This window comes from Jezberella montanilacus, assembly GCF_003003055.1.
GTDB lineage: Bacteria > Pseudomonadota > Gammaproteobacteria > Burkholderiales > Burkholderiaceae_B > Zwartia > Zwartia montanilacus.
In genome coordinates this window covers 282,835-298,395 of the sequence record NZ_PVTV01000013.1, presented here as the reverse complement: position 1 = coordinate 298,395, position 15,561 = coordinate 282,835, and the positions used below count along the sequence as shown (strand labels likewise).

The 15,561-nt window shown below is 53.2% G+C and carries 17 protein-coding genes; 6 read left to right on the top strand and 11 right to left on the bottom strand.

Annotation, left to right across the window (positions count from 1 at the left end; all coding sequences use genetic code 11):
• Positions 1–2 precede the first annotated feature (2 nt).
• The 4 genes from gpmA to BCM14_RS09005 are packed head-to-tail and all read left to right on the top strand — an operon-like array spanning position 3 to position 4,323.
• On the top strand, positions 3–755 hold the full coding sequence (gene gpmA / locus BCM14_RS09020) for a 2,3-diphosphoglycerate-dependent phosphoglycerate mutase (RefSeq protein WP_106227680.1): 753 nt from the start codon (positions 3–5) through the stop codon (positions 753–755).
• Between the two features lies 1 nt (position 756).
• On the top strand, positions 757–1,998 hold the full coding sequence (locus BCM14_RS09015; protein WP_106227679.1) for a murein hydrolase activator EnvC family protein: 1,242 nt from the start codon (positions 757–759) through the stop codon (positions 1,996–1,998).
• A gap of 55 nt (positions 1,999–2,053) precedes the next feature.
• Positions 2,054–3,541, top strand: coding sequence for a S41 family peptidase (locus BCM14_RS09010; protein ID WP_106227678.1), 1,488 nt, complete (start codon positions 2,054–2,056; stop codon positions 3,539–3,541).
• Positions 3,538–4,323 carry a HesA/MoeB/ThiF family protein gene (locus BCM14_RS09005; RefSeq protein WP_106227677.1) on the top strand — a complete coding sequence of 262 codons (786 nt, stop codon included), beginning with the start codon at positions 3,538–3,540 and terminating at the stop codon, positions 4,321–4,323. Before BCM14_RS09010 ends, BCM14_RS09005 begins: the two co-directional genes overlap by 4 nt.
• Positions 4,324–4,325: 2 nt before the next feature.
• On the opposite strand, the gene slmA is transcribed toward BCM14_RS09005, so the two are convergent.
• Genes slmA through BCM14_RS15420 form a run of 7 tightly spaced genes read right to left on the bottom strand, consistent with a single transcriptional unit; the run spans position 4,326 to position 8,983 of the window.
• On the bottom strand, positions 4,326–4,919 hold the full coding sequence (gene slmA / locus BCM14_RS09000; protein ID WP_106227676.1) for a nucleoid occlusion factor SlmA: 594 nt from the start codon (positions 4,917–4,919) through the stop codon (positions 4,326–4,328).
• 3 nt (positions 4,920–4,922) lie between these two features.
• On the bottom strand, positions 4,923–5,669 hold the full coding sequence (locus BCM14_RS08995) for a pyrimidine 5'-nucleotidase (protein ID WP_106227675.1): 747 nt from the start codon (positions 5,667–5,669) through the stop codon (positions 4,923–4,925).
• Between the two features lie 6 nt (positions 5,670–5,675).
• A complete protein-coding gene (gene argB / locus BCM14_RS08990) occupies positions 5,676–6,572 on the bottom strand; it encodes an acetylglutamate kinase (protein ID WP_106227674.1) in 897 nt (298 codons plus the stop codon).
• Positions 6,573–6,591: 19 nt separating this feature from the next.
• Complete coding sequence (locus tag BCM14_RS08985; protein ID WP_106227673.1) at positions 6,592–7,092, bottom strand: TlpA disulfide reductase family protein; 501 nt, start codon at positions 7,090–7,092, stop codon at positions 6,592–6,594.
• Complete coding sequence (locus tag BCM14_RS08980; protein ID WP_259673514.1) at positions 7,089–7,835, bottom strand: BON domain-containing protein; 747 nt, start codon at positions 7,833–7,835, stop codon at positions 7,089–7,091. The genes BCM14_RS08985 and BCM14_RS08980 overlap by 4 nt, the downstream gene beginning before the upstream one ends.
• On the bottom strand, positions 7,835–8,425 hold the full coding sequence (locus BCM14_RS08975) for a phosphoheptose isomerase (RefSeq protein ID WP_106227753.1): 591 nt from the start codon (positions 8,423–8,425) through the stop codon (positions 7,835–7,837). Before BCM14_RS08975 ends, BCM14_RS08980 begins: the two co-directional genes overlap by 1 nt.
• A 27-nt stretch (positions 8,426–8,452) precedes the next feature.
• Positions 8,453–8,983: a YraN family protein gene (locus tag BCM14_RS15420; RefSeq protein ID WP_106227671.1), complete on the bottom strand. Its 531-nt coding sequence runs from the start codon at positions 8,981–8,983 to the stop codon at positions 8,453–8,455.
• A 69-nt stretch (positions 8,984–9,052) separates the two neighbouring features.
• Here BCM14_RS15420 and rsmI point away from each other — a divergent pair, with 69 nt between their 5' ends.
• The gene (rsmI, locus tag BCM14_RS08965; protein WP_106227670.1) at positions 9,053–9,997 is read left to right on the top strand and encodes a 16S rRNA (cytidine(1402)-2'-O)-methyltransferase; all 945 of its coding nucleotides are present in this window, start codon (positions 9,053–9,055) and stop codon (positions 9,995–9,997) included.
• Here rsmI and BCM14_RS08960 read toward each other — a convergent pair.
• Genes BCM14_RS08960 through BCM14_RS08945 form a run of 4 tightly spaced genes read right to left on the bottom strand, consistent with a single transcriptional unit; the run spans position 9,984 to position 13,369 of the window.
• Positions 9,984–11,078 carry a septal ring lytic transglycosylase RlpA family protein gene (locus BCM14_RS08960; RefSeq protein ID WP_106227669.1) on the bottom strand — a complete coding sequence of 365 codons (1,095 nt, stop codon included), beginning with the start codon at positions 11,076–11,078 and terminating at the stop codon, positions 9,984–9,986. The two genes, rsmI and BCM14_RS08960, sit on opposite strands and share 14 nt — an antisense overlap.
• A 1-nt stretch (position 11,079) precedes the next feature.
• Positions 11,080–11,952: an RNase adapter RapZ gene (gene rapZ / locus BCM14_RS08955; protein WP_106227668.1), complete on the bottom strand. Its 873-nt coding sequence runs from the start codon at positions 11,950–11,952 to the stop codon at positions 11,080–11,082.
• Positions 11,949–12,878 (bottom strand): HPr(Ser) kinase/phosphatase, encoded by a 930-nt coding sequence (gene hprK / locus BCM14_RS08950; protein ID WP_106227752.1) that lies wholly within the window; start codon positions 12,876–12,878, stop codon positions 11,949–11,951. The genes rapZ and hprK overlap by 4 nt, the downstream gene beginning before the upstream one ends.
• Before the next feature lie 35 nt (positions 12,879–12,913).
• Positions 12,914–13,369: a PTS sugar transporter subunit IIA gene (locus BCM14_RS08945; protein ID WP_106227667.1), complete on the bottom strand. Its 456-nt coding sequence runs from the start codon at positions 13,367–13,369 to the stop codon at positions 12,914–12,916.
• A 180-nt stretch (positions 13,370–13,549) separates the two neighbouring features.
• Here BCM14_RS08945 and BCM14_RS08940 point away from each other — a divergent pair, with 180 nt between their 5' ends.
• On the top strand, positions 13,550–15,280 hold the full coding sequence (locus BCM14_RS08940) for a ShlB/FhaC/HecB family hemolysin secretion/activation protein (protein ID WP_106227666.1): 1,731 nt from the start codon (positions 13,550–13,552) through the stop codon (positions 15,278–15,280).
• Positions 15,281–15,561 lie beyond the last annotated feature (281 nt).

The window sequence follows — 15,561 nt, the reverse complement described above, 5'->3', positions numbered from 1 at the left end:
TCATGCATAAACTTGTACTCATGCGTCATGGCGAAAGCCAATGGAATCTCGAAAACCGTTTTACTGGCTGGTATGACGTCGATTTGACTGAAACCGGACGTGAACAGGCCCGCCAGGCGGGCTTGTTGCTCAAAGAGAAGGGTTTCGAATTCGATCTTGCCTGCACATCCATGTTGACCCGGGCGATCCGCACGCTCTGGATCGCGCTGGACGCGATGGGTACGATGTATTTGCCTGTTCATAGCAATTGGCGTCTTAACGAACGTCATTACGGCGACTTGCAAGGCCTCAATAAAGCTGAGACTGCAGCCAAATTTGGTGATGAGCAGGTGCTGATCTGGCGCCGCGCCTACGCCATCGCGCCTAATCCGATCGCTTTGGATGACCCCCGTCATCCGAGATTTGATAAACGCTATGCCAAGATCCCCGCAGATCAACTGCCGGCTACCGAATGCCTGAAGGACACTGTGGCGCGTGTTTTGCCCTTCTGGAACGAAAGCATCGCGCCCGCCATCAAAGCCGGTCGTCGCGTGCTCGTCGCAGCACACGGCAACAGCTTACGAGCCTTGATCAAGCATCTGGATAACGTCTCAGACGATGATATTGTTCACCTCAATATTCCAACGGGGCAACCATTGGTGTACGAGCTAGACGATGAGCTTCGACCGATCAGGCACTATTATTTGGGGGATCCTGCTGAGATCGAAGCCGCGATGGCTGCTGTGGCTGCGCAGGGTAAAGCTAAAAAAGACTGACGTGCGCAACAGCTCGGGGTGGTGGTTGGCTTTGCTTTGCGGTTGGCTTTTTAGCCTGCCCGTGCCGGCTTATGCAGACGACACGGCTAGCGCGCTTGCCCAGCGTCAACAGGAGCAAACCGAGCTGCGCGACAAAATCGCTTTGATCCAAAAGGAAATCGAGTCCAAAGAAAGCTCGCGCAAAGAAGCCAGTGACGCGCTCAAAGCATCAGAATCGGCCATTTCTGTATCGGTTCGAAAGTTAAATGATCTGAGTATTAAGCAAAAAAAGGCGCAAACAGAGCTGGACGAGCTGAACCTCCAGATTGCGACCCAACAAGCGTTGCTTACTCAAATTCGACTAGCGTTAAGCGAACAGTTGAGAAAACAATACCAAAGTGGCTTGTCACCGCTATCGGCGTGGCTTTCTGGCAATGATCCTCAAATACTTGGCCGCAACCTGGCTTATCTGGATTACGTCGCGAAAGCGCGGACAGCCTCGGTCGCCCGGGTGCAAGAGCAATTGTCCCGTTTAGCCGACCTTCAAGCGCGGGCTGACGGGAAGCAGCTTGAGATAGCTGGCTTGATTCGCGATGAGAACGAACAAAAATCCTTGTTCGATGCTCAGAGAAAAGATCGGGCGACGCTGTTAGCTCAGATCGAAGGGCAGCTTGCCGCGCAGCGTGCAGAGGCTGACAGGCTTGATCGCGACGGAAAACATTTGAATCAGCTAATTTCTAGCCTGGATGAACAAATTGTGGTCGCTCGCCAGCTTGCAGAGGCGGTGAAGCGAGACCAGGAGGCAAAAAAAGCCGAGGCTGCTCGGCAAGCGGCCGAAGCGAACAAGAAAAGACCAGACGTGTTGCCCGCTGAGCCCAGTACTTTGAAATCTGGCTTCAAATGGCCAGTTCGCGGCAATGTGATGGCGCGTTTTGGCACGGACAGGCCTGAAGGTGGTATTTGGCGCGGGCTGTTGATTGCCTCGCCCGAGGGGGCGCCCGTGAAGCCGATCGCAAGTGGTACGGTCGTGTATGCCACCTGGCTTCGCGGCTTTGGCAACATCGTCATTGTCGATCATGGCCAACAATTCCTGAGTATTTACGCCTATCTGCAGAGCATGCTCAGGCAAGTCGGTGATGCTGTCACTGACAGTGACACTATTGCAACTGTGGGTAATACCGGCGGTCAATTAGATTCCGCCCTATACTTCGAATTGAGACGCCGCAACGCTGCAATCGATCCTACCCCCTATCTGGAAAAGTAGTGAGATTCGCTTCTTTGGTTGGTGTTCGCAATAACGTCTATTTCCAGGATTGTGCATGAGCCCCAGTAAGTTAAAAAGTTTAGGTCTGCTAGCGGCTGGTTTGTTCGCAGGGGTTTTATTGAGCCTCGGGCTCAGTGCAGTGGCGCAGCGCGGCGCTCCCTTGCCTTTGGATGAGATTCGGCAGTTTTCCAGCGTCTTCTCCACCATTAAAAATAATTATGTTGAGCCGGTGGGCGATAAAAAACTGATTGATGGGGCCATCGCAGGCATGCTGTCCGATCTGGACCCTCATTCAGCCTATCTTGACGCGGATGCTTTTAAAGAGATGCAGAGCTCGACTCAAGGTGAGTTTGGGGGGCTTGGTATCGAAGTGGGCGCTGAGGAAGGCGCAGTGAAAGTTATCTCGCCAATCGAGGATACCCCAGCTGCCAAAGCGGGTATTCGAGCGGGCGACTTGATCGTGAAGATCGACGGCGCCTCAACCAAAGGCATGACCTTGACTGAAGCAGTCAAGACGATGCGCGGTCCGGTCAAGACCCCAATTACCCTGACCATCGTTCGTCAGGGCATGGATAAGCCCATCGTGGTTACACTGATTCGGGACACCATTCGCGTTCGAAGCGTACGCAGCAAAATGCTTGATAACGGGATCGCTTACGTGCGTATTGCGCAGTTCCAAGAACGCACTGGCACCGATCTGGTTAAACAAATGAATGAACTAGGTGCAAAAGCTGCACCAAAAGGCTTTATCCTCGACTTACGTAATGATCCGGGTGGGCTCTTGCACTCGGCCATCGGCGTGGCTGGTGCTTTTTTGCCAGAAAACACACTGATTGTCTCAACTGACGGGCGGACGGCCGACGCAAAGCGCAAGTATGTCGCCGCGGCCAAGGATTACGACGCCGGCGAGGGGGACTACTTATCTAAATTGCCAGCCTGGGCGAAGACCGTACCGATGGTCGTACTGATTAACGTTGGCTCTGCATCAGCGTCAGAAATCGTGGCTGGTGCGCTGCAAGATCACAAGCGTGCAACCATCATGGGTAATCGCTCCTTTGGTAAGGGCTCTGTTCAGGTGATTTTGCCCATTTCGGAAAATACCGCCATTAAGCTCACCACCTCACGTTATTTCACGCCGTCTGGTCGGTCGATTCAGGCAACGGGTATCGCGCCGGATCTTATTGTGACTGACACCGCGCAAGGGGATTTGTTCAGAGTGCCTCGCGAGGCTGACTTGCAGCGTCACCTTGGCAATGATCAAGCTAAGGATGGTGAGGTCAAGGGCAACGCAGACGACCCACCACTTGCTGATTCGACCAAGATTTTTCAGTTTGGTACACCTGACGATTTTCAATTACAACAGGGTGTCAATTACCTGGAAGGCAAGCCCATCCAGAAAGGCGTGACCACGCCAGTTGCCAAGCTAGATAAGCTTGAAAAACCGCAGGCAGCTCGCAAACCCAGCGCTCCTGCAACAGCTCCTGCAACAGCTCCTGCAACAGCTCCTGCCCCGTCACCCGGAGGCGCGGCAACGCCCAAATGAACGATGCAGCGCTGCTCAGGTATGCCCGGCACATCCTGTTGGATGAGCTGGGTATCGAGGGCCAAGAAAAGCTCTTGGCTGCGAGAGTGCTCATCGTCGGGGCGGGTGGATTGGGTTCTCCCGTTGCGCTCTATCTCGCTTCAGCCGGCATAGGGCACATCATTCTTGCGGATGACGACACCGTTGAAATCAGTAATCTGCAACGTCAAATCATGCACACGACCAGCCGCTTGGGTCAACTGAAGGCTGAGTCTGGTTGCGAGGCGATGCATGCACTCAATCCTGATATCACTCTTGAGGCGCTGGCTAAACGACTGGACGCTCAGGCGCTTGGCGATCTGGTAGCCACGGTTGACCTGGTGCTGGATTGCACCGATAACTTCGACACGCGGCACGCAATTAATCAGGCCTGTGTTGCGTTCTCCAAGCCGCTGGTTTCTGGCGCAGCGATTCGCTTTGACGGTCAAATCACCGTGTTTGATCGGCGGCAGGAAGATGCCCCATGCTACAGCTGTTTGTTCCCGGCCACTGGGGAGGGTGAAATGCTGACGTGCGCCTCAACTGGCGTGTTTTCCCCCTTGGTTGGGATTATTGGGAGTATGCAAGCAGCAGAGGCCATCAAGTTGCTGGCAGGAATTGGTCGCTCATTGAATGGCAGGCTTTTATTGCTTGATGCGCTGGATATGCAATGGCATAGTGTTCGAGTGCATCGCGATCCGGCTTGCCAAGTGTGTGGTCACGGCAAAACCTCACAGGGCAAGATCCAGACTCAAACTGACTGAGCCTACGAGTCGAGGATGGCGGACTGCAATACGATATTCATGTTGGCGAGCATATGATCTGTTGGATCAATCTGCCAGCCGCTTTGCGTGAAGCGCAGCCAACGACCCATGACATAGTGTGTTAACAGACTGGCAATCGCCACAACGTCTATTGCTGGGTTGAGTTGACCCTCTGCAATCCCTTCGCGAATCAATTGCTTATAGGTGGTTTCTAGCCGACCGGTGATCTGGTTGACGCGCTCTTGCAGGCGTAAATCTTCATTGACTAACGCATCGCCGGTCAGCACGCGGGTCATGCCACGATTACGTTTGGCAAAAGACAGCAACATGCCTGTCGTCTGTCGCAATCGCTCGAGGGTGCTGGGCTCTGCAGCCTGAATTTGGTTGATCAAACCGAAGATGGTGGCTTCGATGAATTCAAACAAACCTTCGAACATTTGCGCTTTGCTTGCAAAATGGCGATAAAGCGCTGCCTCGGATAAGCCTATCTTGGCAGCCAGTGCGGCCGTGGTAACCCGAGCGGCAGTCGGTTGCTCTAGCATCATGACTAGGGTTTGCAAGATCTCAGTGCGACGCTCACCTGTTCGGCTGGCCATGTTTCATCCCTCAATCGTGTGGTGTCTAACCGACCGTTTTTGCGTGAGCAGGTCGCCAACGCGGTTGACGCGCAAGTCCACAAAATCTGGACGACCTCGTTGACCCTTCGCGAACGGTGTACCCGGATGATAAACATGTACGGTTCGAAGCCCAGCCGCGCGTGCGCCCCGTAAATTCTCGAGCGTGTCTTCTACCAGTACTGCGCGATGGGCACTCACGCCTTCGTGGGCAAGGATATGTCGCATTAATTTAGGGGCGGGTTTAGGATGAAAATGACCATGCAAACGCATATGTTCAATTGCCCAGACGCCGTCAAAACAGCGCAAGATCCCAAGATGTTTCATGACGGCATAGGCGTAGTGAAACGGTGCATTCGTGACGAGAATCTTTCTGCCGGGTAACTGGGTCAACTTTCGCGCGAGGTGTTTTTCTGCACGGATTAACGGCCCGACATCAAAATCATGACTGCGCCGCAAAAATCGCTCAGGGTTAATTTGATGATGCTTGACCATACCAATCATGGTTGCCCCGTAGCGCTTCCAGTATTTGGTTCTAAGATGATTTGCTGTCAGCTCGTCGACACCAAGGGTTTCCATGACCGCGGCGGTCATGCCGACATTTATTTTGGGGAAAATCTTGTACGAAGCATCGTGCAAAGTATTGTCAAGATCGAACAGCCAAAGTGCTGGATTGCAAGCTGTCGACTTTGAGCGACGTTTGCGAACTGACGGTCGTTGCAATCGTCGCATCCCTGTTTAATCAGAGGTGATCATGGTGCCGACACCACGGTCAGTCAGAATTTCAAGCAACAGACAGTGAGGGACGCGACCATCAACAATATGCACCGACTTGACACCATTGCGGGCGGCATCAACGGCAGAAGAAATCTTGGGCAACATGCCACCCGAGATCGTCCCATCTTCAAACAGCGCATCAATGGTCTTGGCTGAGAGCACACGCAACAAGGAACCGTTTTTATCCAGTACGCCGGTAATGTTTGTCATCATCAGCAGTTTTTCTGCACCAAGGATTTCAGCCATTTTGCCTGCAACGACATCGGCGTTGATGTTGTAAGCCAAACCGTCCTCGCCATAACCAATCGGTGAAATCACGGGGATGAACTGGTCATCTTGCAGTGCTTTCACTAGAGCGGGTTCGATCTTGGCGATGTCGCCCACGTAACCGATGTCGATGGGCAAGCTAGGGTCTTCCTTGTTCGGCATCAGTTTTTTGACGGCTTGAATCATGCTGCCGTCTTTGCCGGTTAACCCGACCGCTTTGCCACCTGCCTCGTTGATCATGAGGACGATGTCTTGCTGCACTTGGCCACCCAGTACCCATTCAACGACCTCCATCGTGTCTTCATCCGTCACGCGCATGCCTTGAATGAACGTACCCTGTTTACCAATACGCTTGAGTGCATCGTCAATTTGAGGGCCGCCACCATGGACAACAACGGGGTTCAGGCCAAAAAGCTTGAGCAAGACGACATCGTGGGCAAAACTGCGCTGTAGGACTTCTTCTGTCATGGCATTGCCACCGTATTTAACGACGATGGTTTTACCGTGAAAGCGTTTGATGTATGGCAGGCTTTCGGCCAGAACTTGTGCAACGACGTCCAAGGGCAGGGAATGGCTGTTGATTGTGGTCATGTTGGTGATTTCAAGTGCATCAACTGGGTTGAACGGAAAGCGCTTTTTCTAGGGTATTGTGAAAATCCGCTAAATCATAATCGCCTAAATAGCGCTTGATAATTTTGCCGTTTTTATCGATTAGAAACGCAGTAGGTGTCAGTTTGACGTCACCGAAAGCTTTTGCCAGTTCACCGATTGGATCTAAGGCAACGGTAAAGGGCAGCTTCTTGGTTTCGGTGTAATTGATGACATAGTTGGCGGGATCGTACTGCATCGCGACTGCAATGGTCTCGAAGCCTTGATCGTGATAGCGATTGTAGGTCTCGATTGTTTGCGGCATTTGTGCAATACAGGTCACACAACTGGTTGCCCAGAACTTGACCAAAACGACTTTGCCCTTGAGTTCAGAGGTCTTTACCTTCTGGCCTGTCAAGGTAGAGAAAGCGACTTCGGGGGCTTGCGCGGCGGGCTTTACTATCAACCAGGCAATGATGCCTGTAACCGCAACCGCGAGGATTAGACTAACAATCTTTTTCATTTGATTGGCATGACCTGAACGTCGGTGCCAGAGCTGGTTGTTGTTGAGCTAGCCGATGTATCGGTATCTTTAATAGGCGCTGCAGCGTTATTCGCACCATTATTGCCCGATGCGGTCGATCCGGCCTGCTCATCAAGCTTAGCTGCTTGTTGCGCGCTGATGATATCGAACACTTTATTGACGCTTTTGACCCCATTGACTCGCGAGGCGACTGTGGTCGCGAGAGTGGCTTCTGCTTCTGTCACCAGGCCCATGAGGTACACATTACTTTTTCTGACCACGGTCACGATCGTCCTGGAGGGGACGCCGTTGGCGGTGCTCATGACGGTAAACACCGAACTGGAAATCCACGCATCTTGTGAGACGTCGCCGAAGGACGAAGTTGGCCCAACGGTGATTTCGTTGATGACAGACTTCACCCCGTCGAGGCTAGTCACAATCTCAGCTGCTTTTTGTTTGGATTTTTCGCTTAAGGCCTCACCAGTCAATAAGACTTTGCCTTGATAGCTGTTGGTCGAGATGCTTGCGGTTGAGGCAAATTCTGAGGAGAACTTACCCGCCGCCTTGAGTTCTATCCCCTGATCAATCACCTGCTGGCCAGTAGACCGACGATCTCTGACCATTGACACACCTTTGACAACACCCCCAACCACAAGCGGGACACAGGCTTGCAGCAGCAAGGAAGTCGCTGCTGCGACGCTTATCCAAAGTAGGCCTTTAACCAGTGGGGATCGGTCTATCATTAGACGGGGTCTCCTAAGAGTAATGCGTCGATACCATCGCATAACATGTGCAGCAACAGAATGTGAACCTCTTGAATTCGCATGGTTCGATCATGCGGTACGCACAAATGCACATCTTCTGGTTTCAATAAGTCGGTGATGAGGCCACCGCCTCGGCCAGTGAGTGCGATGACTCGCATTTCGCGTTCATGAGCAGCCTGTATGGCGAGCTGGACATTGACTGAATTACCGCTGGTTGAGATCGCAACAAGCACGTCGCCGGGTTGCCCGAGCGCGGTGATTTGACGCGAGAATATCTGGTTGAAGCTGTAATCGTTGCCGACTGCGGTCATGATCGACGTGTCGGTATTAAGTGTGATGCCCGCCAGGGGCAGGCGATCTCGCTCAAAACGACCAACCAGTTCGGCGATAAAGTGCTGAGCGTCGGCAGCAGAGCCTCCGTTGCCGCAAGCAAGAATCTTGGCATTATTGGTGACCGCAGAAAAGCACATCTCAATGGCTTGACCGAGTGGGGCGGTCAGCGCCATGCTGCGCTGGGTGGCAACAATGTGATCCTCGAAGTGGGCAGTGAGTTTGTCTGTGAAATCCATAGCTGTATTTTGAGTTAATTGCGACAATTATCGCATTGATAGGTGATCCTGAATTGTATTTTTGAGCCAACTGGTTCTGCCTGGTTCGAAGCCGATAATATCAAACCGACAAACGGGGGTTTGTCCACCAAAATGAGACCGCGTTAATTCCGGAAGATGCCGCATAGCAGTCCGGATGAGTCGACCCTGTTTTTTTGAATGAACGCTGGCAGTAGCGCCCCCAAAATCGCTGCGATTGCGCCAGCGAACCTCAACAAAGACAAGCACTGCGCCCTCCTTGGCAACCAGATCGATTTCACCCACGCGGCAGCTGATACGGCGCGCCAGAATCACGTAATTTTGGCTGCAAAGAAGCGCTTCAGCTTTTTTTTCAAAATATAGGCCTGTCAACTGGAGTGTCGTCGGTGGACGGGGTGCTCCTTGAGGTTTTGCCCGTGGCTTTGTTGGCGCCGTCGTGGCTTTTGACCGTCGGCGCAACTGGCTACGCCTTTTGCATCGGGCTTTTTGTTGGGCGAGATGACAAAGGTCAAAATCTGAGAGTGGTTCTAATTTGTGCATAGGCTTTGGTATGACGCAGGGGGCGGGTCGGACTACACTGCCACGATTACTCCCTCAATGTGATGCGCTGTGACTGAAAATATCCATCCCGCCGAGCCTGCGCCTGACTGGTCCCGCCTGGTCAGTCGAGTAGATGCCCAATCTTGGCCTGGCGCTTGCCTCTATGTTGTGGCAACGCCAATTGGTAATTTGGGTGATTTAAGCTTGCGAGCCTGGCAGGCGCTATGTCGCGCCGATGTTATTGCTGCAGAGGACACCCGCGCGACAAGAGTCTTGCTTGATGCTTGGGGGATTCAAACGCCCTTGATGGCCTCGCACCGCCACAATGAGGCAGAAGCTGCGGATTCCATTGTCCAGCGACTGCAGTCCGGTGAGCGTGTGGCCTTGGTTTCTGATGCGGGCAGCCCGGCTGTTTGTGACCCGGGCGCGCGAGTCGTGGCTACGGTGCTTGCTGCGGGATTTCGCGTCATCCCGTTGCCCGGTGCGAGCGCACTGATTTGTGCGCTGATGGCGGCGGGCGTGACAGATGATCAACACCCAGAGTTTATGTTTGCAGGTTTTGCCCCCGCTAAAGCGATGGCGCGCCAAAAATGGTTTAAACGCTGGGTTGCGCAGCCCCACACCTTGGTCTATTACGAAACGCCACATCGCATTGCGGCAAGCCTAAAAGATCTTTATGCCGCCGTCGGGTCTGACAGAAAAGTCACGCTGGCCCGCGAGTTGACCAAGCGTTTTGAACAGCTCTGCACGATTGCGCTGAGCGACGCCGAGACCTGGATTGCAGAGGATTCTCATCGCGAGCAGGGTGAGTACGTGGTTATCCTTCATCCTGAGTTGCGCGCCGACAGTCAAGCGGATACCGAGCAGGAAGTGGCCGCTAGTCTGGATCATTGGATTGACGCGATGCTGCCGCTTGTATCGGTAAGAGATATTGCCAAAATTATCTCGCAAGCGACGGGCGTGACCCGGGACAGCGTTTACGCACGGACCCTGTCCAGGGCTAAGGAGCAGTAAGGCTGGTAGTTAAACCCGTCGCTGACTGGATCGGGGCAATTGCTGCATTGGCATCGGCGCGGCTAGCAAAAGGGCCTATCCTGACCCGGTAGAGATTGCTTGGCGTCTGTTCAACAAAGACAGGATGCCCTAAGCCACTGGTGATTTGCCCACTCAATTTATCCGCCAACGCCTGGGCCTTGGCCTGATCGCTAAAGGCACCTGCTTGCAAGAACATGGACCCTGCGGGTAGCGCTTTCGTTGACGAACTGTTTGACCCTGAAGTGCTGGGTGAAGCACCAGATGAAGGATTGGGCTGAGACGATGCTTGGTTAGGCGGGGCTGTGTTGCCCGGCGCGACTGGGTCGAGCGGCCGCCCCTGCAGCAGGCTACTACTGGGGCGTTGAGAGCCACTCTGGGCGCTATCTTGAGAGGTGCTTTGCCAGGATTCGCTTGTTCTGCTGGGTGGCATAGGCGCAGCCGCGGGGGGTGGCGCGACTGGTTGAGCGTCGGCCACGGCATTGTTTGGTTGGCTTCTATCCCAGTTGCGAATCTGGTCAGGCGTAATCCGTTCAACAAGCACTTCGGCGCTGCCAGGCGAAAGCAGACCTAGTTTATAGGCTGCCACGTAGGATAAATCGATAATCCGATCCTCGTGAAACGGCCCACGGTCGTTGACTCGCAAGACCACAGTTTTGCCATTTGAGACCCGGGTAACCCTGACATAGCTGGGTATAGGTAAAGTCTTGTGAGCGGCGGTCATGCCATACATGTCGTAGCGATCACCAATTGAAGTCTGATGCCCGTGAAATTTTTTCCCGTACCACGAGGCCAGCCCGCGTTGACGGTAAGGAGCGCCTGACGTGTCCGGGGTGTAACTTTTGCCCAGCGTCGTATAGGGTTTGTTCGCGCCACTTGCAAAGGGCTCTATCTTGGGCACCGCATCCGGCACGGCATCCAGATTGCTCGGTGGATTGGCATCGGGACCGTCATCTTGATAGTAACCACCCCCTCGGCGCGAGCCTGTTGACGAACAGGCGGTCAGCACCGCGACGAGCAAGCAAAAAAGAACTAAGCGCAGGGTGCGCCATCTTGCCGTCATGCTACCCCACCTCGACCTGGTTTCGATGTCTGACCAGCGTGTGCTCATGACCCTCAAACCGCCTGGCGAGCGACTCGACCACATAAACTGAGCGGTGTTGACCGCCCGTACAGCCGATTGCAACAGTCAAATAACTGCGGGTGTCTTCGGTGTAATGCGGTAACCATTTGCGGATAAATGTTTCGATATCATCAATCATTTGCCCACATTCGTCGAAACTGGCAAGCCAGTCTGCCACGGGTTTGTCGCGGCCCGTTAGCGGACGCAAGTCCTTGTCGTAGTGAGGATTTGGCAGGCAGCGCACATCGAACATCAGATCGGCGTCTCGCGGCACGCCTTGTTTGAAGGCAAAGGATTCAAAGGTAATCAAGAGCGGGGTGCGGTCGGCTTGCACCAAATCTCGAACCCAGGCTCTTAATTGACCTGGCGAGAGGCCGGAGGTGTCGATGACATGTTCTTGATTACGCAGATCCTCGAGCAGCTCACGCTCCATGGCTATACATTGCTCGAGCGATGCGGTGATGCCTTCGGCAGCAATCCGGTCAGATAAGGGGTGTCTTCTGCGCGATTCAGAATAGCGAGCGATCAGGGTTTCGTCATCTGCTTCCAGAAATACGACTCGTAGTGAGGTACCCATCGCCCTCAAAGCGGTGATTACACCCGGCAATTCGTCAATTTCGTCCGGGCTTCTGGCATCAATCGCGACGGCGACGAGCTTGACCGTGCTATCTCTGACCGAAGCGATGAATTCGCTCAGAAAACGCACCGGAAGATTATCGACGCAGGTATAGCCGGAGTCCTCAAGCAGCCTTAGTGCGACTGATTTCCCCGAGCCGGAAATACCAGTAATGAGGACTACCCGAAGCGAGTTCATGATGCGGTCCCGTCAGCAATCGCTTGAGCCTGCCGCTCGAGAAACTCATTCAAGGTATCGATACCGCGTAACTTCAGGATTGTGTTTCGCACCGCAGCCTCGACCAGGACCGCGAGGTTGCGCCCCGCCGCCACCTGCAACATCACTCGCCTGATCGGGCAGCCCATGAGATCCTGCGTCATCTCTTGCAAGGGCAGGCGTTCGAACTTGTCTTGCGCCGTGGCTCGAACTAAATGAACGATGAGTTTAAGTTTCATTTTTCGACGCACTGACGTTTCGCCAAAGATGGTGCGGATGTTAAGCAGCCCCAGACCCCGAACTTCCAGCATGTTCTGCAGCAAGGTTGGGCAGGTGCCTTCAATCATGTTGGGGGCGGTTCTTGAGAGATCGACTGCATCGTCCGCAACTAAGCCATGCCCCCTTGAGATCAACTCAAGCGCCAGTTCGCTTTTGCCAAGACCGGATTCGCCGGTAATTAGTACCCCAAGCCCGAGTACGTCCATGAAGACACCGTGCACCGTTGTCTTAGGTGCCAGTCTGCGACCAAGGTAGATTCTTAACAGGTCGATCAGATCGGCCGTGTGCATGGTCGTTGAGAGCAGCGGGACGTGATTACGTTCGCAATTTTCAATCAGGTCATCGGTTGGTGATAAACCGTCGGCCACCATTAGCGCTGGGACCCCGCCAGCCAATAATTCTTCAAGGTGGTGCACCCGTCGTCGCAAATCAAACCGGCTGTAATAGGCCATCTCTTCTTGGCCAAACACTTGAATGCGCGAGGGATGGATGAGGTTTAGGTGACCAATCAGATCAGCGGCTGCCATTCCGTTATCCGGAATGACGCGATCCGCTGCCGCCTCGCCCGCTAACCAGACGAAGTTGATGTCTTCGCGGTTGTCTTCAACCAAATCTTTGACGGTCAGCATGGTCATCGCGCGTTTGCCTGAGTGTTTGCTAGGGTTTAGATTAAACCGGTTGTTAAAAGATTGAAAACAATTTTGGGATCGGAAACTTCATTTAGTTTGAGCCTGAGTGCTTCGTCTGACAGCCGAGTAGCAATCTCGGCCAGTATATCGAGATGTTGTTGCGTGGCAGACTCTGGCACCAGCAAAATAAGAAATTGATTGACTAACTGACCATCCGGCGAGTCAAAAGGGACTGGTTTGGGGATGCGAACGAAAGCGGCAATCGGTGTCGTGAGCCCTTTTACCCGCCCATGAGGAAGGGCGATACCAAAGCCGAGGCCGGTTGATCCAAGTCGCTCTCTGTCAAACAGAGCTTGATAGACCGCTGACGATTCAAGCCCGTGATTGTTTTCAAATAACAAGCCAGCTTGCTCAAACACCCTTTTCTTGCTGGTTGCGGCCAAGTCGAGCACGACATTTTGCAGAGTAAGTGTTTTGGCTAAAAGCGGCATGTGCTGGTTATTTGGTTGCGGTACGAGGGCGATGCGTCTTTATACCAAAAACTGCTTCCTTAAACGACGGGTTGTTTGTCAGAAACCGGCGTGCTACCCTTGCCGGTGTTTACCCTTGAGTTATCGCTTGTTCACCACATTTGCACTCATTAATTGCTATCGTTTTCAGGGAAATCAGTAATGAGTATCAACTTTCTGGGTGCTAGGCCCTTAAGTTATTCTTTTGTGGCTACGGCCTGGGTGACAGGCTTATTTGTCTCATCGGCCGGCCATGCGCAAGATGCAGGCGCCTTGCAGCGCGAGTTGCAGTTGCAGCTTCAACGCTCTGCTCCCCAGGCACCGGTGCAACCTCAGAAGCCGGTGGCGCCTACTCCGCCCAAGCCTGACGAGCAGAAGCAAGAGGTCAAGGGCTATAAGTTTCAGGGTAATACCCTACTGACTAATGAACAGTTGCAAGAAGCCGTCAAACAATGGGCGAATACTCAAATCCGCTTCAGTGAATTACAGGATGTCACGGCTGCCCTTCGGAACTTATACGCAAAAAATGGACGGGTCGCCCAGGCCAATATCCCGCCTCAAGAAATTCAAGACGGCGTCATCTTGATCAATATTGTTGAAGGTAAGCTGGGCGCAGTGATTGTCGAACCTAGTCAAGAAGGCCAGGCATTAAGGACGCAGCCGGATCACGTACAGGGTTATTTCAAACGGTCCGACGAAGGTAAAGAATACATTGATACCAGACCACTTAATCGCTCCTTGCTACTCATAAATGAGTTGCCGGGCGTCAAGGCGACTGGCGGGTTTGAAGCTGGCTCGACTGCGGGGGAGAGTAATTTTCGGGTGAAACTGGATGATGGGCCGCTCTTTGCAGGGCAAGCTTCGATAAGTAACGCGGGGTCGGGAAGTACCGGGGTTACCCAGGTGCTTGCCAATCTCAGCGTGAATAATCCCCTTGGTTACGGTGATCAAGTCACGATTGATGCGATTCAAACTCTGGGCTCCCTTTATGGCCAACTAGGGTATTCATTCCCGGTCGGTCATGATGGTTGGCGCTTAGGTGTGCAGGCCAACGCCCTCACTTACGAAACCCTTGCGGACTGGAGTGCAACCCAATCCCAAGGTATCGCCGATACTGTCGGTATGAATGCGAGTTACGCCTTACTGCGTGAACCGGGTAATACGATGAATGCCCGTTTCAAGATAGAAAATCGCGGCTATAGCAACAGCCAGGCTCATGCCAACATCAGTAATTATCAGATCACGGCGTATTCAGCGGCATTAGATGGCAGTTTTGCCGATACGACGCAGTCATTGATCAGTTATAGCCTGACCGGCGTCTTGGGCAATCTGGTTATGAATAATGCGGCGCAAGCGGCTCAAGATGCGGCTGGCCCCGGGACGGCTGGGATTTATAAAAAGCTTAGCTTCACGCTGAGTCGGACGGAAACGCTTGCCTGGCTGCCCAGTACGACCTGGTTGATGTCGCTCAATGGTCAGATCGCCAGTGCCAATTTGAACAGCTCAGAGCAGACTTATCTGGGTGGTTCTTATGCGGTCAGGGCTTATCCAGGTGGCCAAGGGGGCGGGTCGCAAGGTGGGATTTTTACGAATGAATTGCAGCACCGGTTGAACGAAAATTGGCAATTAGGCGCGTTTCTTGATGTTGGTCTCGTGCAGCAATACGTCAATCTTTACGACAGCTGGCAGGGATTGACGAATGCCGGCAACGTCTACTTTCTGGCGGCAATGGGCCCAATCGTTAAATTCGAGTACGAGAAGTTGCAGGTTAGCGCGACCCTTGCCTTGCGGTTGGGTAATAACCCGCTCTACAACTCGTCTGGCGAGCAATTAAATGCCGATAACGCCTACAAGATGGTTCAGGCTTGGGTCAAAGCGAGTTACGCATTTTAAGTGCCGTCAGCACCCCAAGCCGTGTCTGAGGGCTCGGTTAGTCAGTCTTTTTTTGTCACCCAATCAGGTCATTAAATAGACTTTCACTTACACATAAAAACGATTTTTCCCGCTAGCTTAATAAGCCATTGTTGACGGATAATCGGGCGGGTGTGCGCACGTTTTTTAATGTGGCAACGTACTGAGGTACCAACCCACAGCCGGCAATTTTGAACACAAACTTAGCTTATCCAAAAGTTGTGTTATGCCACAACCCCCATAAAACGGGGGGTTGGGGGTTT